The following is an 18,559-nucleotide window of genomic DNA, read 5'->3' as shown; positions in this document are numbered from 1 at the left end:
TTGGCTCCTGTTTTTCATTCGCTCGGGTCGCTCGGGTTTAGCTCATTTTGGCTTCATCCAGCCAAAGGATGGCGGTGACCCCACGCGGGTAGTAGCGGCTGCCGCAAATGACGCCGCCAAGCATCTGGTCGCTCCAGCTCCAGTAGGCGTTGTCCTTGCTCGTCAGCCAGGCGGCATGGGCGGCATCGGCGGCGGTGCCGGCTTCGTCCCAAGGCAGGCCGAGGATGTGGCGGGCGATGAACTGGCTGAGGTAGATTTTGCTCAGCCAGGAATTGTCGCTGGTGGAGGACAGCTTCCAGCCTCCGTCATCGAACAGGCAGACGCCGGGGACCAGCACCGTTGCGAAATGCTGTTTCAGAGCGCCGATGTAGGCCGCAAACCTGCCGTTTGGATCCAGGGCTTCCGGGCAGCCCGTGTAAAGCGGGAACACCAGGCCTTCAATCGCCGGAATGATCCGGGAATCATTGTTCTCCGCGATCACGGCGGGAATGTAGCCTTCCGGCCGCAGTTGACCGGCGATCGTCCGGGCGCAGCGCTCCGCCTGGTCGCCCGCCAGCTTGCCCGCTTCGGTCCGTCCGTTTGCGGCGAACAGCTTCTCCATCGCAACGTAGGCGGCCCAGCTTTTTCCGGCGAGATAGATGTTGTTCCGGGCCTGCCCCAGCGACACGTCCAGGCTGTCATAGGTCGTAATCTCGGCGCCGCCCATCGTTCTGGCGCTGTCGAGTCCCATAATGCCGTTGCGCTGCGCCGGCGCGGGATGATCTCGGTTCACCATGCTCTCCAGGCATTCTTCGAAAATGCCGAAGTTGCGGCCAAACCACGCGCTGTCCCCGGTATGCTTCACATAGGCGGCGGCGCAGAGCACCCAATTGACCAGCTGTTCATGGGTCATATGGGAGAAGCAGTCCTCGATGGCGTGCAGTTCGTAAGCGGAATACCCCGGGCGGGAGAAGGAATTCGCTACGCCCATATCATGCGTGAAGCTGATGCCGCCAGGATACGCCGTATCGTCGCCGGGAAGGCGGACCGTATCTTTGTAGCTGTACCGGTTGACGAATAAATCGAGTTCGTTTTTGACCGTCCAAGGGTTCATTTTCAGCTCAAAAAACAATTGGTCCACCGTCAAATCAAAGGTATTGATCATCCGGTATTCGCCCTCATTGACGATCCACAGCGGCTCCCCCCGATGCTCCAAAAGCTCGGTCGAGCCGTAATAACTGCGGATGGCGTGGTGGAGCATAAAACGCTGATCCTCGTTCAAGTGGGGGGCTTTTGCAAACTCCTCGCACCATTCGGCCGCTTCGACCTTCCGGTCGAAATGAGCCAGGGTGTACCGGGCAACTTCTTCAATATTGGCAAAATAACGGGTGTAGAAATAAGCGGCATCCATGCCGGTGGTCACGAAACCGCTTTTATAGAAACACAGCGCGAAACGGTAGGTCGCCTTTTCCCCCGCAGGTGTATCCATCAGCAATGCGCCGACCGGACCGAGCCCGAACCGCAGGTTTTCTTCCACCTTCGGTTTCAGAATGTCTTCGATCGTGAAGAAGCCCGCGCTTTTGACCCGGCGGTCGTCCGTGGCGATGGCGAGATGGCGGCCCTGTCCGATGCCGGTAATCTCTCCTCCGGTCGTATCCTCCAGCCTCCGGATGGCGGAGTAAGGGTCCGTGCCGTGAAAGCCGAAGAAGGCTTTTCTCGCGGAGACGCCGCGCGTATTATCGACCGTGATTTCCGCCAGAACGGCAGGCACCAGCGCGAATTTCAGCTCCTCGGCATCGGCCGACGCGGGGTCCGGCACGCTGCCGAACGGGGAGTAGAGCCGGAAAGTCAGATCGCCGGCCTGCCACTCGTCTATGGCTGCGCCAAACTTGCGGGAGACGGCATCCTTGGCAAACGGGAGGAGCAGCGCTTCGGCCGGCTCTTTACCGGTCTCGTTTTGCTCGGCAGTATAGCGGTCCCGTTCGTCCTGGCCTTCGCCGAAAAACGGGAGCACCCTGTATTTTTGCTGCCCGTCTTCCTGCAGGCCGATGTATATATTCTGGTTGGGCGGGCTTCCCAGCTCAAGATCGAAACCGCCGCTTTTGCCCGGATATCCCAAAGTAAAGCTGGCAAAGGCTCCCACCGGGGAGTGATGCGCGTTGAAAAATATGCTTTTACCCATCTTGATAAACCTCCTGTTCAACCTCGGAACATTGTGATAACTTGATTATATCAAGGGATTAGGCGGAGTCCCATGTCCAAAGCGATTATCGTTTTACCCAAAACGTTCAATAATGGAATAGGCGGATCAAGGAGGGTGCGAAGTATGGAGATGCATGAGGAACATCAGATCGCCGAATTTATGCTGCCGGATATGGATTCCATGTTTCAACTGTTCGCGGCGCATCTGCGTACCGTAACCCCGGACTGGTCCTATCCGAGGCACAGCCATCCGATGTTTGAGGTGAATTTGCTCCTGGCGGGCCGGCAGGAAATGACGGTTAACGGCCAGAGCTATGTCCAGGAACCCGGCGATGTCATGCTGCTGCGCCCGGAGGAGGTCCATGAAAGTCGGGCCGCGGGATCGGAGAGCATGACTTACTACTGTCTTCATTTTAACGTGGACGACAGGGTACTGAGGGGGCTGCTCTGTCAGGGGAAGAAGATTTATTATGGCGCGAGCAGCCCGTTGACGCAGGCCATCCGGCCGAGCCTGGACAAGCTGATCGCGCTCACGGCCCGTGCGGAGGCGGAACAGCTCGGAAACCGCATGCGGACGATGTCCGCCGTGTACGAGCTGTTTGCCGGGTTCAGCGAGACGCTGACCGAACGCGGCAAGCCGGAAGCCCCCGGGAACCGGACGGTCCGGGTGGCCTCCGAGATTGCGGCCGGTTTGGAGAAATGCGTGGAGGCCGATGGGGCGGAGGGCGAGCCTACCCGGGAAACCGTGGCCGCCGTGACGGCGGGCCTCGGTTACAGCGCCTCATCCTGCAACCGGATGTTTCACAAAGTGTACGGCATGTCGCCGCGCCAATACTTGTCCGCTTTGAAGCTGAAAAAAGCGAAGCTCCTGTTGATGGAGCCGTCGCTTTCCGTGGAAGCCGTCTCCGTACGCCTCGGCTATAAGGACATCGCGCATTTCAGCCGCCAGTTCAAGCGGTGGACCGGCGAGCCGCCGGGGAAGTTCCGGGCCAGGTTCCACATTTGATTTATTTTTCATATCCAATCGTTTTATAACGGCAGTAGAATGTAACCATTCTTTATTTTATGTTGAAAGGCGTGGAAGGCATGAACCTTAAATCCGATAACCTGATCCGGGTACCGGACGGGAAGCGAATTGTTTTTCTGGGAGACAGCATTACCGAAAACGGGGCTTATATCCGATATCTTGAGGCGTTTTTTCTCAAGCATTTTCCGGACCGCCGCCTGGATTTCATCAATTTGGGCGTCGGCAGTGAGACGGCGGCTGGCACGCATGAGTCCAGCCATCCTTTTCCGCGGCCCTGCGTCCATGAACGCTTGGAACGCGCACTGGCGGAGAGCCGGCCGGATTGGGTGTTTTTCTGCTACGGGATGAATGACGGGATTTATCATCCTTTTTCGGAAGAGCGGTTCAAGCTCTATCGGGAAGGCATGAAGCGGGCGGTGGAACAGGCGGAGCGGGCCGGAGCGCGTGTGATCTTGATGACGCCGCCTCCGTTCGATGTGTTGTCCGTGAATGGGGAGCCTCTGCCCGAAGGAATGCCGGACTATGCTTTTGAAACCCCTTACCAGGGATACAACGATGAAGTTCTGGGAAGGTACGCCGACTGGGTGGAACGGTTTGGGGCCGAGCGGGGCTATGCGGTCGTGAACTTGCGGGAGCCGTTGATGTCCTACATCCGGGAGCGGCGTGAGGCGGATTCCGCCTACAAGTACGGGGACGCGGTTCATCCCGAGGAGGACGGCCATTGGGTGATGGCACGCGCCATCCTGAAGGATGCGTTTCACATCGTCCTGGAAGAGACGCCGGAATGGGCGGAGAATGTGGACGGCCGCTTCATCTCGCTCGTCCGGCGGCGCCGGGATGTGCTGAATGCCGCTTGGCGGGAGCATGTCGGGCACAGCAATCCCTACAAGTTCGACGCCCTGCCTCTGGAGGAGGCCGAGCGGGTGGCGGAGGCGATGCTGGAAGAGATCCGGGCGGCCGCGGTGCAGGAGGGCTGAGTGCTGCCGGTGGTTCAAAAGCAGGCGGAAGGGTTAGCCCCTGCACGCCGGCCGCATTTGTGCCGTTCGAACGGCGCGGTGCTGGAGCGGCATTACCGCGAGCTTGGCGGCACGTTACGGACGATCTTCAAGCCCGCCGGGCAGACCATTCGTATGGTGTGCCCGATGGGGCGCCGAACGGCCGTTTTAAAGGCGGAGAAAATGGGCTCTCTTAACGAGAGTCCTTTTTGTTTTTTCCGTACCACCTCACCTAACTCGCGGGACTTTCGGGCTCCTATTTCGGTAAAAGTTGGGGAGAAAGCCCGGATTTATTGTTTTGTGGCCCATGTTAGGCCCTAAAAAGCCCCCTATTTTGTTGGTTGAGCATAAAATGCTCAAATAGCGTCCCAAAAAGCCGCTATCGGCGAGGGCCCCGAGTTCTCACTCGGCAAGATGCATCAAGCAACCGAACTCAAAGGATGCAAATCTGCAGGAATTTCGGCGAGTCCAGCGGGGGCGGAGTAGAAAAGATGCAAAAGTGCAGGAATTTATAGCGATGTGCGAGGAATAGGCGCTTTTCGTCGAAAAAAACTGCAGAAAATGCAGGCATTTTGAAATGCTTCTCCGATTCGGGAAAAAAGCCTGCAGATTTGCAGGAATTTCTCATTTATAGCTCTTTTCTAGCTCGATAAATCCGGTTCCTTAAGGAAGGCGAAGTTCGTTCGGGCAGGTGGAGGGGCAAAATACCGAAGATTTCCCGCAATTACGTGGGCGATTAGTTAGTTGGAGTAACCAGCTTCTTTTTGAGGATCTGTATTAGGTTGGGAGGATAGAGGATAGCTGCAGCGGTTAAGAACATTTCACATCACACGACTGCCGCATGGTTGATCACATATATATCTGAAAGATGACTTTACATATTTTACATATCCATGAAGGAAAAAGGCCCCTGCGCTAACAATTCTTCAATAGACTGTGGGGGAATGATGCTGATATGGGGGGAATCGGATTGAAGTTGAGGATAGTGAGGATGATCTCGCTGCTGATGGCGGCGGAAATTTTGCTCAGCACAACGGTCGGTTCAGTGGCGGGTGCCGCAGGTACGGTCGGAGCCACAGGGGAGGCCGGGGCGACCGAGACGGTCGGGGCGATGGATGCCGGATTGATGGATGCCGGATCGATGGATGCCGGAATGATGAACGCCGGAGCGACGGATACCGGAGTTGTTGGCGCGGATGACCGCGGATCAAGTTTGAGCTCGTCGGCAACCATCGGAATATCGGGTACGTCTTTGCCCGCCGCAACCGTGGGACAGTTCTATTCCGTGACGCTGGACGTGTATGGAGGACAAGCTCCTTATACTTTTGCAGCGGCAGGGCTTCCGGCAGGCTTGGCGATTTCGGATACGACCCGTGCGATTGAGGGGATGCCCGCGTCCGGTGCGGAAGGCAATTACACGGTTACTTTTACCATCAAGGATGCGAATTCCACGGAATTTACCGATACCCGAGAGTTGCAGGTGAACGCGGCTGGACCGGCTCTGTCTCCCGCTCCGGCAAAGGATACGCTGCGAATCCGCAAAATCGCCGGCTATGAAACGGGAACGCCCAACAAGGACGGCGGGGTTGCCGAAATCGTCAGATACAACCGGGATAACGGCAAATTTTATCTCGTCAACGGTTCGACCAATCCGCCTTCGATCGATATCGTGCCTTTAACGGCTGACGGTCGGCTGACCAAGGAAAAGAGCATCGATGTGAAGGAGCTGGCGGAAACCGAGGGCTTCCAATTCGGGGATTTGACCAGCCTGGATATCAATGCAAAAACCCGCACGATTGCAGCGGCGGTTCAGGAAGCGGCACCGGACAAAAACGGCAAAATCCTGGTGCTCGATTATGAAGGAAACCTGCTAACCACTTACGAGGCCGGAATTCAACCGGATATGGTGAAGTTTACCTCGAACGGGGAGTATATTTTGACCGCCGATGAGGGTGAGCCTCGCGAGGCGGGGATCGACCCCGAAGGCAGCGTGACGATCATCGACCTGGAAACGGATAAAGTGTCTCACGTCAAGTTCGACGATCCCGCGGTGATCGATAATGCCGTGCATATTCGCGGAGCAGCGGATGCGGACGGGAATATCACGGGGCCCGGATCCAAAGAAGATGCGATCCACGACCTGGAGCCGGAATACATCGCTTTGTCCGGGGACGAAAAAACGGCGTACGTGACTCTTCAGGAGAACAATGCCATCGCGGTAGTGAACATTGCCGAGAGGAAAGTCACGGCGGTTCACGGCCTGGGGACCAAGGATTTCAGCGATCCGAAGAACGCCCTGGACCTGGTGAACGACGGGGAAATCAAGCTGGAGACCGCGCCTTTCCAAGGCATGTACATGCCTGACGGAATTGCGGCTTACGAAAAGGACGGGAAGACCTACCTGTTGACCGCCAACGAAGGCGATGCGACCGAATGGGGGGATCACCGGGTAAACAGCAGCAAAATTTCCAAGCTGAAGGCGAATCTGGATTCCGCCTCACCCGCAGCCCAGTTCCTGAGCCAGCATGGGGCGACCTATGACAAAGTGGAAGCCGCCGGCGATATGGGGACGGACAGCGTGTATATGTATGGCGCGCGTTCTTTCTCCATCTGGGACGCTTCCTCTGCAGCAACGGTAACTACGCAGGTATACGATAGCGGCAGCGATTTTGAGCGGATAACCGCGGAGCGGCTGCCGGATTATTTTAATGTGAGCAACAGTAAGGTGGAAAAAGATGACCGTAGTCCCAAAAAAGGTCCCGAACCGGAATACGTCACCGTTGGTCAGGTCGGAACCAAGGCTTTTGCGTTTATCGGCCTGGAGCGGGTTGGCGGAGTGATGACCTATGACATCACGAACCCGGAAAATCCGGTGTTTGTGAACTATACGAACACGCGTGACTTCCCGGCGGGCATCAACACGGATACCGGGCCGGAGGGGCTGGAGTTTATTCCGGCAACCGACAGTCCGACAGGCCGTCCGCTTTTGCTTGTCGCCAATGAAGTGGGGGGCACCGTGTCGGTGCTGGAGCTGGACGTAACCAAGGTTTCGCTGAATAAGAACAGCCTGCGGCTGCAGGCCGGAGGAGGGGGGGAGCAACTGACAGCCACCGTGGAGTCTGCCGAATCGAATTCGAACCGCGTAACATGGAGCTCGTCGCGTCCGGATATCGCGAAAGTGGATGGCGACGGGAACGTGACACCGGTCGCCGAGGGTCAGGCTGTGATTACGGCGCTGAGCGAGGACGGCTATGGTGTGGCGCAAGCGGTCGTCACGGTGGGAAGCGGCGGCCAGGCTACCTGGGAGCTGACGGTAATGCATACGAACGATACGCATGCCCATTTAGCCGATGTGGCGCGCAGAGCCACGCTGGTGAAGCAGGTCCGGGCCGAAGGCGGGAACAGTTTGCTGCTGGATGCGGGAGATGTTTTTTCCGGGGATCTGTATTTTACGAAATGGCAGGGATTGGCGGATCTTGAATTTATGAATTATATGGGCTATGACGCTATGACGTTCGGAAACCACGAGTTTGACAAAGGGACGAAGGTTCTGGCCGATTTTGTGAAAAAAGCCAAGTTTCCGCTTGTCAGCTCCAATGTCGACTTAAGGCGGGACGCCAATATGGCTCCACTGCTCAAGGCTACGATCACGGTCGACCCTAAAGGGCCCAAAACGTTGGATAATGCCGGCGTATACCCTTATGTCGTACTTGACGTCGAAGGCCAGAAAGTGGCGGTATTCGGCCTGACGACAGAGGATACCAAAGAAACGTCCAGTCCAGGCAAAGATGTCACGTTCCGGAATGCGGCGGAAGCGGCAAAGGAAACGGTCCAAGCGATTGAACAGGACGGCATCGATATTATTATCGGCCTCTCGCATTTGGGATACGGAAGGGATCAGGAGCTCGCGGAGGCCGTGGAGGGCATTGACCTGATCGTCGGCGGCCATACGCATACGCGGTTGGACCAGCCCGAAATTGTCGTCGATGACGTGCACCGGACGCCTACGGTGATCGTGCAGGCCAATGAATGGGGCAAGTTCCTCGGCCGTGTCGATCTGGTGTTTGACAGCCAAGGGACGGTACTGACGGGCCCGGGACAAACGACGGGAAGACTCATTACTGTCGATGCCAAGGTGCCCGAGGACTCCAAAGCGGCGGAAATACTCGCTCCGCTCAACGCGGACCTCGAGGAGCTGAAAAAGACCGTGATCGGAACGGCCGCGGTTCCGCTGGACGGGGAACGCAAGAATGTCCGCTCCAGGGAGACGAGTTTGGGGAATCTGATCGCTGACGGAATGCTGGCGAAAGCCAAGCAGTTGAAAAACGCGGACATCGCTCTGACCAATGGAGGCGGCATCCGCGCTCCGATCGATCAGGGAGACATTACAATGGGTGAGCTGCGCACCGTGATGCCGTTCGGGAATACGCTGTTTGTTATGGATGTAACGGGCCAGCAGCTGAAGGACGGGCTGGAAAACGGGATCAGCGGTGCCAAGCTGAACGATCTGCCCGGCAAATTCCCGCAGATTGCGGGCATGAAGTTAAAATGGGATCCGGCCCAAGCGGTTGGGAGCCGGGTGTATGATGTTCAAATTCTGAAGGGATCGGGCTATGTTCCCTTGAATTTGCAGGCGACCTACCGCATGGCCACCAACAGCTTTGTGGCGAATGGCGGAGACGGCTATGCCTCTTTTGCCGCAGCGATTGCTTCGGGGAGCTATTATGAAGATCTCGGGTATCCGGATTATGAGATATTTATCGAACATGTGAAGTCGCTTGGAGGTACGGTTGCGCCCCAAGTGGAAGGGCGGATCGTGGAGCAGGCCAAACCTGTGAGCGGTGGCGGCCAATCTGGCGGCAGCTCGGGGCGCGTGACGACGCCGGCGCCTTCGACGCCTCCGGCTGCACAGACACCGGGCGCCAAGCTTTCGGGCGACCAACTGCAAACAACGCAGAACGTGAACGCCGCGGGTCAAACGATAACGGTGGTTAGCGTCAAGTCGGCGGCCGTGTTGGACAACGCGCTTCAGGCGGTTGTCGGCGGCGCCGCTGATCATGTGACGATTTCTTTGCCGGACGTAAACGGGGGCGTAGAGGTGCGGCTTCCGGTCCAGACGCTGATCGCGGGTGCGGCCAAAGCCTCTTCCACCCCGGCTGTCGTGATCGAGACCGGAGCCGGGGGCTATCGCCTCCCGCTAAAAGCGGTAAGCGATAGCGTGAACAAGGCGCTGGGAACAGGGAGCGGGTTGAACCCGCAGTCCTTGCTGTCCATTTCCGTTGCTCCGGTGTCCGCGGTTCAGCTGGAGAAGCTGGAGACCGCGGCGGCAAGCCTTGGCGCTCAAGCTGTGAAGGGGACGGCGCTGGAGTTCCGGTCCAGCCTGATTCACAGCGGAACGGCGAAGGCTCTGGATGGATTCGGAGCGGATCTTTTTAGCCGGATCGTTCCTCTTCCGGCTGGAGCTTCCGGCGGCGGCGCGAATCGCGTTGCCGTCCAATTCGACGAAGCGGCCGGCGAGTTCCGTCCGGTTCCGGCGGTGTCCGTAACCTGGAACGGCCAGCCTGCGCTGGAACTGAAGTCGCCCGGAAGTGGAAGCGGAGTCTTCATGATCGTGGAACACAAGAAAGAGTTCAATGATGTGACCGGCCACTGGGCGGAGAAAGAAATCGAAGCGATGGCTTCCCGCTTGATCATCAAGGGCACGGATGCGTCCCATTACACGCCGGGACGGCAAGTGACGCGGGGCGAGTTTACCGCTCTGCTCGTAAGGAGCCTCGGCTTGCCTTCGGCCGCGGAGGCGAACCCGTTCACCGACGTTTCCGCGGGCGGTTCCCTGGCCGGGGATATCGGGGCGGCGGTGAAGTTCGGACTCGTCGACGGTGAAGGCGAGGGTGGGGGCACCTTTGCCCCGGGTGAGCGTCTATCCCGCGCGGAAATGGCCGTGCTGCTCTCCCGCGCGTGGGAACTCGCGAAGAACGGGAAGGAGAGCACGGCGGCATCCGGCGCTTCGTCAGGCATTGCCAGCCTGGCGCGGTTTGCGGATCAGGGCGCCATCCCCGCATGGGCGGCGCCGTCTGTTGCACAGCTGACGGAACAGAACATCCTGAAAGGGAACGCGAAGGGGCAATTTTTGCCGGGCGGTTATACAACGCGGGCGGAGGCCGCCATTGTGCTGCAACGCACGATGCGCGCTTTGGGGCTGGCGGAGTAAGCCGGCAAAACTAATCAAGCAGGTTTCCAGGGAGTTACGCCTTGGGAACCTGCTTTTTTTTTGACGGATAAAATTCGAACACTTAGGCTGAAGCACGATTAGGCCGTTGCGCAATTAACGGGAGATTTCCCCTTTAATTAGAATCCCTCCCCGCAGCAGAGCTCAATTAGTCGGTAAATCTCCTGCTATCATAGGTAAAACTATTAATTTGCATATTAGACAGCGGTGTAAAGGGTTCTTCTCACACCCTTGATCTATAACTACTTGATCTACAACTAATGGTTTGGTTTGAATTAAAGGGAATTCTTCCCGTTAATTTGGTGTGTATGCGGCTGCAGAGGCGAATTAGCTGGAAAACCTCCCGCTAATTCGCTTGAAATTGTGTATAACGGCAATAGGGCCGCGAAATAGATGGAGCTTTTCCAGCTAAATCCGGTTCAAAAGCCCATAGCGGTAATTTAACGGGAGATTTTCCCGTTAGCGGGCGGCCAATTTCCTGCTCGCATCATGAAACGAAATGCGAGACCGCGAACACGGCCGGCGAGTTCCAGTAGATCGTCACTTCGTTCCCCGCGTAACTGAGCTCATCGTCGATAAAGCAACGGGCCGGCGCTTCGCCCTGCAGATGCTCCATCATGCAGTCGTCGTTAAGGCCGCGGTTCGGTCCGCCGATCACCATACCGGGTACCGGATCGGCCACCCGATCGCCTACCGAGGGGCGGTGGTGCGGGTGCATGACCGGGCGGTCGCCGTAACCCGTCACATAACTGAAGTCGAGCGCATTGCGTCCCAGAAGGTAATGGACATGGTCAAGAGCGGCTTGTTCGTACTCGGGTTTGCCGCCGAAGCGGAAGGCCATAAGCAGAAGCATCGCGCGGTTCATGACGACCATGTTGCTGCCCCATATATAATCCGCCGGCGTCAGGGAGATGCCGTAGCCGTCACCGGAGCTGATCGCCAGCAGCTTGCCGGCCTCCGCCAGGAGTCCGTCTTGAAGCCGGGCATAGAGGGCGGGATCGGCCTTTCCCGGGCCGCCGAGCAGATAGGCCAGGGAGCCGTAGCCGCCCATATCGGCCCAGCCCAGTTCAAATTTCGGGAATTGCTGGAGGGCGAGCCGTTTGAACTTCTCGTGAAAAGCCTCGTCGCCGGTGGTGCGGAAGAGCTCCGCCGCCGCCCAATAGCGTTCGTCAAGATCCTGGGCGTCGCCGTATTCCCCTGTGGCGATATCGGGCGGATTGTTGAAGCCGGGGACTTCGGGGTGATCGAGCAGCCAGCGCCAGGCGCGTTGGGCCGCATCCAGACAGCGGTCCGCAAACGTACCGTCGAACAGGCGGTAAATGCGGGCAGCCATGGCCATCACGGCAGCGAAGCAGCCCGTAGCCGCAGCCGATATCGGCAGAAAATACAGCTCGGCCAAATCGTCTTCCGGCATGACATCGAGGCCCGGAAATTGCTTGGTCGTCAGCTTGTGGAACGCGCCGCCGGTCTGCTCATCCTGCATTTTGAGCAGCCATTCCAGCTCGTAGCGGCACTCATGAAGGACATCCGGCATACGCCCGTCGCTCTCGGGGAGCGGCACGGTGCGGCGGAAGGCCTGCGGGTACAGCTCGTAGGCGAGCAGCAGATCGGCGACCGCCTTGGCCCCCGGGCCGGTGTATTTGCCGTAGTCGCCGGCATCGTGCCAGCCCCCGGCACTGTCCCGTCTCCGCTCGGGCTCGCCGTAGACGATGCCTTCCGCGAGGTGGCAAGCCCGGTGGGCCCAAGGCCCGGCGAACTCCTCCGCCAGATCGCAGCCGCAGCGGAAGAAGTAAAAGGCTTTAAGCAGGCCGGTATGCAGTTCGGCGTACGGATCATAATCGATCTTAAAGGGAGCCGAAACCTCGCCGTTCATCCGAATACGGTAGGTTCCGGGTTCGGACAGCCCGGAGAATTCCCCCGAACCAACCGGAGTTCCGGCAGCCTCGTCCTGCCGGGCGGGGGCGGTTTCCCCCGCGAAGGCCACCTCTCCGGTGGAAGCGCGGATCACTTCAAAAGTTCCGCCGGGCCCGGTATAGCGGAATGATTTAAGTCCGGCCGCCGGATAGCCGATCTGGTTTACGGTAAGGATGCGTGGTTTTGCTGCGGACATCGTGAATCCCTCTCTTTTTCAAGAAATAATGGCGGTACAAAAATGACTCCACAACCAACATTCATGCTAGCGCTTACAAAAAGGACGGCTCGCTTATGTCTGAAAACGTTTTCCAATGTCTTAGCTTATTATATCAAATTCCCGGATGAGGAGAAAAGATTTTTACGAAGTCTCCGGCGCATGATACGATAAGTCACAACCAATTTGATACATATTTATTTAATTGAAAAAGGAGAACTTATGATTTTGTCGTTTTTTAATTCCCGGGAAGCTCCGGATTTTCTTATGTTTTCCGCGCCCCATCTCATTTCGATCGCACTGTTGCTCGTTTTCGCTTTGGCGCTCTTTTTGACCAGACGACATATCCGTGAAAAAAAGACCTTGCGCCTGGCCGTAAGATGCGGATTGATCTTCCTCCTTATTCTATGTGAAGGCAGTCTGAACATCTGGTATTTTGCCGAGGAGGTTTGGGATATCCGTTACACGCTGCCCCTTGAGCTCTGTACGATTACGCTCCTGCTCTCGATTCTGATGCTGTGGACCCGAACGCGCTGGCTGTACGAAATTTTGCTGTTTGCCGGAATTGGGGGAGCGCTGCAGGCTTTTTTAACGCCGAATCTGGCGTACGGATTTCCGCATTTCCGCTTCTTTCAGTTTTTCATCGCCCATTTGGCCATTATTCTTGCTCCGCTGTATATGACATGGGTGGAAGGGTACCGTCCAACCTGGAGGTCGATCGGCAAAACGATGCTTTTCCTGAATGTCCTGGCGTTAGCGGTAGGTTTGTTGAATGCCGCGATCGGAGCCAATTATATGTTTTTGCTGCACAAGCCGGATACGCCGTCGGTACTCGATTGGCTGGGGCCCCACCCGCTGTATCTGTTGGCCGAGGAGGCGATCGCCTTGTTTCTTTTCGTGGTAATCTACGGTTTGTTCTTTGCGCTGGGTGATTATATTAAAAAGAGGCGCAAGGCGGCGGGAAGGATTTATCAGGAAAAGGTATAGCCTCGCCTCGCGGAGTCCGAATATCCGGTCCGGTCTGGGCCGAAGTTGCTGACAGAAGTTGCTGACGGAAGTTCCTAACTGCAGTTTCTAACGGCAGCCACAGCCGCTATTTCGTCCATCAAGGCCGATTGCGGATTCTAACGGAAGCAGCAGCCGCTATTTCGGCAAAATGAGGTCAATTCGGCGGGAATGAGCTCAAATAGGCGCTACTGGATCCGTTAGAAATCCGAAAGTGCGAATATTCGCGAAATAACGGCTGTCATTTCCGTTAGGGCAGCGCCAGCAGCTCCGATCAGCGCGGATCGCCGAAAGGGCAGCGCAGCAGCATCGATCAGCGCGGATCTCCGATAGGGCAGCGCAGCAGCTTCGATCAGTTCGGATCTCGCATCGATCAGTGCGCAACGCGCTTGCGCTAGAGCCACCGCGCAGCCGGGTCCTCGCTTAAGGCAGCGCGGGCTCGGATTTACGTTAAGCCCCGGGACGATCGGTTGCCGTGTTTTTGCCAAAACAAAAGGAGGTTTCGCGGGAGATGCAGGAAGTTCAGGATCATCTGGATTACGGTTTGTCCATCGTATTTATCGGGTTTAATCCGAGCTTGCGGTCCGGGGAGGTGGGACATCACTATGCCAATCCCCGCAACAATTTCTGGCGGATTTTGCACCGGTCCGGCCTGACGCCTCGGCTCTACAAGGCGGAGGAAGACAGCGAGCTGCTCAAGCTCGGATACGGGTTTACGAACATTGTGGCGCGCCCGACGCGGGGAGCCGAAGATATCACGCGCGAGGAGTACAAGCAGGGCCGAACCCTGCTGCGCGGCAAGCTTCAGGAGTACAGACCCAAGGTCGCCTGTTTTGTCGGCAAAGGCGTGTACACCGAATATAGCGGAAATTCCCGGGCGGGCTGGGGCTTTCAATCGGATATGCTTGTGGATGGCGTGCAGGACTTCGTGGCTCCTTCCTCCAGCGGGCTGGTGCGAATGAGCATGGAGGAGATCGTGGGGATTTATCGGGAGTTGGCCGAAGCCATCCTGTGATAAAATCGGCTCACTTTTTTTGGGAAACTCTCATTTCTCTCGACTCTTTTCTGGTAGTATGTTATCATGAGAATCTGATAACGTATTAACGAACTAAAGCGCGCGCATCGCGCTTTTGTCTACATGATGGGGGAGAGATACAGATGAGAAAAAAGAGCGCAATTCTGCTGACGATTTTGGGCATGATGCTGGTTGTGATGTCCGGTTGCTCCGCTTCCGGCGCCGGCAAGGATGATAACAAACTGGTCATCGGCATCGATGATAAATTCGCCCCGATGGGCTTCCGGGATGAAAATAACGAGATCGTCGGTTTTGATATTGATTATGCGAAGGCTGCGGCCAAAAAAATGGGCATGGAAGCCACCTTCCAGCCGATCGACTGGTCGGCCAAAGAGTCCGAGCTGAACAGCGGCCGGATCGACCTGATCTGGAACGGGTATACGATTACTGACGAACGTAAAGGAAAGGTTCTGTTCACCAAACCGTACCTGAAGAATAGTCAGGTGATCGTTACGCTGGCGGACTCCCCGATTTCCGCGATCAGCGAATTGGCCGGCAAAGTGGTCGGACTGCAGTCGCTGTCCTCGGCGGCGGACGCCTTGAATGCCAATCCGATCAAGGATGAAATCAAGACGGTCACGGAATTCCCGGACAATGTGCTTGCGCTCAGCGACTTGAAAACCAAGCGGCTGGATGCCGTGGTCATCGACGAGGTAGTGGCCCGCTACTATATGTCCAAGGAAGAGGGCACCTTTAAATTGCTGGACGAATCCCTTGCCCCCGAGGAATACGGCATCGGCGTGAAGAAAGGCAATGAAGAACTGCTTGAGAAGCTGCAGAAAGCGCTCGATGAACTGAATCAGGACGGAACCGCCGCCAAGATTTCGGAGACCTGGTTCGGCGAGGATAAGGTGTTGAAATAGACGGGGCGTTTTAAAAACCGGATTGGATTTTATATCCGGTTTTTAGTTTTCATTTAGAGGAGAGTCATTTATGAGTATGGATTATTTTTGGGAAATTACGGGACCGATGCTGGAGGGTGCGAAAACGACTGTGCTGCTGTTTTTTCTGGCGATCGTAACGTCCATTCCGCTGGGGTTTGCCATCACGCTGGTGGTCCGCAGCCGATTCAAACCGTTGGCCTGGCTGGCCAATGCCTTTATCTATGTGATGCGGGGTACGCCGCTGCTGCTGCAAATGCTGTTTTTCTGCTTCGGCCTGCCCGTTTTGCCGGTGATCGGGGAATACTTGGTGCTTGACCGCTTTGTTGCGGCCGCTCTAGCGTTTACGCTGAACTACGCCGCGTATTTTGCTGAAATTTTCCGCGGCGGCCTGCTTGCGATCGACAAGGGGCAGTATGAAGCGGCGCAAGTGCTTGGCTTGGGGCGCTTTCACACCTTGACCCGGATCATTCTGCCGCAGATGTTCCGAATCGCGCTCCCGGCGGTATCGAACGAAGCGATTACCCTGGTCAAGGACACCGCGCTGTTGTACGCGGTCGCCGTGCCGGAGTTGCTGCATTTCGCGAAAACCGCGGTGAACCGCGACTTTACGATTATGCCTTTCGTGATCGCGGGGGTTATTTATCTGGTGATGACGCTGATACTGACCTTGTTTTTCAAAATCCTTGAGCGCAAATTCAAATTCGATTAAAAGGGATCCTGGATGACGATGAATAATACGATGATTGATGTGAGCGATGTGCGGAAATCCTTCGGTTCACTGGAGGTGCTAAAAAAGGTTTCCCTGCAAATCGCGCTGAACGAGGTTGTGGCAGTGATCGGCCCATCGGGCTCGGGCAAAAGCACCATGCTGCGCAGTCTGGCTCATCTGGAGCAGGTGGATGCGGGCAGCATCCGGATCGGGGATGATTTCCTGGTGCGGGACGGCAAATACGCATCCCCGCCCAAAATCAAAGAGATCACGGCCCGGATGGGCATGGTGTTCCAGCATTTCAACCTGTTTCCGCATCTGACCGTGCGCGGCAATCTGGAGCTGGCGCCGAAGCTGGTCAAGCGCCTGCCGGCGGCCGAAATCCGCGACAGGGCTTCCGCCCTGCTGGAGAAGGTCGGCTTGCTCGAAAAGAGCGACGCCTATCCGGCCAACCTGTCCGGCGGCCAGAAACAGCGGGTCGCGATCGCCCGGGCGCTTATGATGAGCCCGGAGATCCTGTTGTTTGACGAGCCGACCTCCGCGCTCGATCCGGAATTGACCGGCGAGGTGCTGCAGGTCATGCGGCAGCTCGCCGAAGAGCGGATGACGATGGTCGTCGTCACGCATGAAATGGGCTTTGCCCGGGAGGTGGCCGACCGGGTCATCTTCATGGCGGACGGCGAATTTATCGAGTCGGGGACGCCGGAGCAGCTGTTTGGGAATCCTCAGCAGGAACGGACCAAAACATTTTTAAACCGGGTGCTGTAGTCGCAGCCCCGGTTTTTTTGTACAATGGTTCGAGGAGAGACCAATGAAGATGGAGTGGATATGGCATGGAACAGCGAATGGAGAGGGCAGGTCATCAAGAGGGAAGCGGCAAGATGGAGCCGATGCTGGGGGACTATTCTTCCGCTACGGTGCTGTCGACCGCGGCTAACTATATCATAGAGCGCCCTGAGGCATTTACGCATACATACCGGACTTACGTCCGGCTGCGGGAACAAGGAAACCTGGAGCTTCGTTTCTGGTTCAGCAACGGCGTCGATTCAACTTGGGATCGCGGCGAGGTGGCGAACGGAGGGCAACCCGGCGGAGACTGGCTGATTGAGGCCGCTTTTGTGGCCGATGGAGGCACCCGGCGGGACGGCAGCGTCAACCCGGCTTCCCGGGTGCCCGTCACCTTTGGCGGCAGCCCGTCCCGGCTTGTCCGGCCGGGGGAGACGTTTTGGAGCGATCCGGTGGAGCTTGCGCTGCCGAACGGGCATGATCTGGCTTTTTCCTGGACCATCGCCGCAGGCTCGGGCAGATCGGTTCCCTATAACGTCGAGCAGATGCTGGTAACGGCCTTCGATGCGCCCGGGAAGCACGCGGAGGATGCCGGAGCGGAGTTTTTTTCCCTTTCGGACAAAATGCTCGTGATGCCCGCGTGGATTGGGTACCGGAAGCCCGTAAAACGCCGGATGGTGTTCTTCGGGGATTCGATCACGCAAGGTGTCCGGACCGCCGTGGACGGCTACGAGTATTGGGTGGCCCGAATTGCCGACGGGCTCGGACCGGACTACGGCGTCTGGAATTTGGGTTCGGGCTGGGCGCGGGCCTACGATGCCGCCACAGATACGGCCTGGTTGAACAAAGCGAGACAGGGCGACCAGGTGCTGATCGCGCTCGGGGTGAACGATATCGATATCGGCGAACGCAGCGCCGGGCAACTGCTCGGCGATTTGACCCGGATCGTTTCGATTCTGAAATCGAACAATCCGGCTGTCGATATCGTGATGTTTACGGTGCCGCCGTTCAATTTCAGCGGCGACCGGGAGCAGGTCTGGCGCCGGGTGAACGAGACGCTGCGGACCGCTCCTCCAGCCGGCGTGGACCGGGTGTTCGACATCGCCGCGGTATTGTCGCAGCCCGCCCCGCTGGATCACTGCCTGCGGCCGGAGTTTATGAGCCCCGGCAATGATCCGCACCCGAACGGTTTGGCCGGAAAGGCCGTGGCGGAAGCCTTTTTAGCCTGGTATGAAAGGTGATGATCACCCTAATATTAGATTAACGGGACTTCCTCCCGTTAATTCGTGGTCTAGGGAGGGAATCCGAAAAGGCCCGTAGGATGGAACTCCTCCGCTAAATTAGCCCGAAATCGGCCGGATCGGAAACGGATCGGACGAATCGAGAGAGAGTAAGAGGGGATTTTTCAGCTAAATCCAATTCAAGGCTCAAGAGTGGCATATTAGCGGGAGGTTTTCCAGCTAAGGCCCCATCGGACAACCTTGGTAACATAGAATTCCTGCAAATCTGCATGTTTTTTTCCTGTTCGGGGCCAATATTT

Annotated in this window: 12 protein-coding genes; 10 read left to right on the top strand and 2 right to left on the bottom strand. The window is 57.1% G+C overall.

What is annotated here, in order from left to right:
* Positions 1-37 precede the first annotated feature (37 nt).
* Entirely contained in the window at positions 38-2,161 is a 2,124-nt protein-coding gene (locus V4U84_RS09000) for a glycoside hydrolase family 52 protein (protein WP_334077039.1), read from the bottom strand.
* A 144-nt stretch (positions 2,162-2,305) separates the two neighbouring features.
* On the opposite strand from V4U84_RS09000, the gene V4U84_RS08995 reads away from it, so the two are divergent.
* The 4 genes from V4U84_RS08995 to V4U84_RS08980 all read left to right on the top strand — a co-directional run bounded on the left by V4U84_RS08995 (position 2,306) and on the right by V4U84_RS08980 (position 10,414).
* Positions 2,306-3,187, top strand: coding sequence for an AraC family transcriptional regulator (locus tag V4U84_RS08995; protein WP_334073463.1), 882 nt, complete (start codon positions 2,306-2,308; stop codon positions 3,185-3,187).
* Between the two features lie 80 nt (positions 3,188-3,267).
* Positions 3,268-4,185 carry an SGNH/GDSL hydrolase family protein gene (locus tag V4U84_RS08990; protein ID WP_334077038.1) on the top strand — a complete coding sequence of 306 codons (918 nt, stop codon included), beginning with the start codon at positions 3,268-3,270 and terminating at the stop codon, positions 4,183-4,185.
* A complete protein-coding gene (locus V4U84_RS08985) occupies positions 4,186-4,524 on the top strand; it encodes a hypothetical protein (RefSeq protein ID WP_334073465.1) in 339 nt (112 codons plus the stop codon).
* Between the two features lie 649 nt (positions 4,525-5,173).
* Positions 5,174-10,414, top strand: a complete 5,241-nt coding sequence (locus tag V4U84_RS08980) for a choice-of-anchor I family protein (protein WP_334073466.1) — start codon at positions 5,174-5,176, stop codon at positions 10,412-10,414.
* Between the two features lie 505 nt (positions 10,415-10,919).
* Here the strand turns inward: V4U84_RS08980 and V4U84_RS08975 are convergent.
* Positions 10,920-12,542, bottom strand: coding sequence for a glycoside hydrolase family 9 protein (locus V4U84_RS08975; protein ID WP_334073467.1), 1,623 nt, complete (start codon positions 12,540-12,542; stop codon positions 10,920-10,922).
* A 240-nt stretch (positions 12,543-12,782) separates the two neighbouring features.
* On the opposite strand from V4U84_RS08975, the gene V4U84_RS08970 reads away from it, so the two are divergent.
* The 6 genes from V4U84_RS08970 (at position 12,783) to V4U84_RS08945 (ending at position 18,260) form a co-directional block, all read left to right on the top strand.
* On the top strand, positions 12,783-13,547 hold the full coding sequence (locus V4U84_RS08970) for a YwaF family protein (protein ID WP_334073468.1): 765 nt from the start codon (positions 12,783-12,785) through the stop codon (positions 13,545-13,547).
* A 529-nt stretch (positions 13,548-14,076) separates the two neighbouring features.
* Positions 14,077-14,580, top strand: coding sequence for a mismatch-specific DNA-glycosylase (locus V4U84_RS08965; RefSeq protein ID WP_334073469.1), 504 nt, complete (start codon positions 14,077-14,079; stop codon positions 14,578-14,580).
* 143 nt (positions 14,581-14,723) lie between these two features.
* On the top strand, positions 14,724-15,503 hold the full coding sequence (locus V4U84_RS08960; RefSeq protein WP_334077037.1) for an amino acid ABC transporter substrate-binding protein: 780 nt from the start codon (positions 14,724-14,726) through the stop codon (positions 15,501-15,503).
* A 70-nt stretch (positions 15,504-15,573) separates the two neighbouring features.
* A complete protein-coding gene (locus V4U84_RS08955) occupies positions 15,574-16,233 on the top strand; it encodes an amino acid ABC transporter permease (RefSeq protein ID WP_334077036.1) in 660 nt (219 codons plus the stop codon).
* A gap of 18 nt (positions 16,234-16,251) precedes the next feature.
* Complete coding sequence (locus V4U84_RS08950) at positions 16,252-17,001, top strand: amino acid ABC transporter ATP-binding protein (RefSeq protein ID WP_334077053.1); 750 nt, start codon at positions 16,252-16,254, stop codon at positions 16,999-17,001.
* Positions 17,002-17,066: 65 nt separating this feature from the next.
* A complete protein-coding gene (locus tag V4U84_RS08945; RefSeq protein WP_334077035.1) occupies positions 17,067-18,260 on the top strand; it encodes an SGNH/GDSL hydrolase family protein in 1,194 nt (397 codons plus the stop codon).
* The last annotated feature ends 299 nt before the right edge of the window (positions 18,261-18,559 follow it).

Source organism: Paenibacillus sanfengchensis, assembly GCF_036864765.1.
GTDB lineage: Bacteria > Bacillota > Bacilli > Paenibacillales > Paenibacillaceae > Fontibacillus > Fontibacillus sanfengchensis.
This window is presented reverse-complemented; position numbering and strand designations above follow the sequence as displayed.

What these genes read in the sequence shown, in the direction of transcription:
- V4U84_RS09000 (WP_334077039.1), bottom strand. Translation starts at nt 2,161, where the DNA reads ATGGGTAAAAGCATATTTTTCAACGCGCATCACTCCCCGGTGGGAGCC.
- V4U84_RS08995 (WP_334073463.1), top strand. Translation starts at nt 2,306, where the DNA reads ATGGAGATGCATGAGGAACATCAGATCGCCGAATTTATGCTGCCGGAT.
- V4U84_RS08990 (WP_334077038.1), top strand. Translation starts at nt 3,268, where the DNA reads ATGAACCTTAAATCCGATAACCTGATCCGGGTACCGGACGGGAAGCGA.
- V4U84_RS08975 (WP_334073467.1), bottom strand. Translation starts at nt 12,542, where the DNA reads ATGTCCGCAGCAAAACCACGCATCCTTACCGTAAACCAGATCGGCTAT.
- V4U84_RS08970 (WP_334073468.1), top strand. Translation starts at nt 12,783, where the DNA reads ATGATTTTGTCGTTTTTTAATTCCCGGGAAGCTCCGGATTTTCTTATG.
- V4U84_RS08965 (WP_334073469.1), top strand. Translation starts at nt 14,077, where the DNA reads ATGCAGGAAGTTCAGGATCATCTGGATTACGGTTTGTCCATCGTATTT.
- V4U84_RS08960 (WP_334077037.1), top strand. Translation starts at nt 14,724, where the DNA reads ATGAGAAAAAAGAGCGCAATTCTGCTGACGATTTTGGGCATGATGCTG.
- V4U84_RS08955 (WP_334077036.1), top strand. Translation starts at nt 15,574, where the DNA reads ATGAGTATGGATTATTTTTGGGAAATTACGGGACCGATGCTGGAGGGT.
- V4U84_RS08950 (WP_334077053.1), top strand. Translation starts at nt 16,252, where the DNA reads ATGAATAATACGATGATTGATGTGAGCGATGTGCGGAAATCCTTCGGT.
- V4U84_RS08945 (WP_334077035.1), top strand. Translation starts at nt 17,067, where the DNA reads ATGGAACAGCGAATGGAGAGGGCAGGTCATCAAGAGGGAAGCGGCAAG.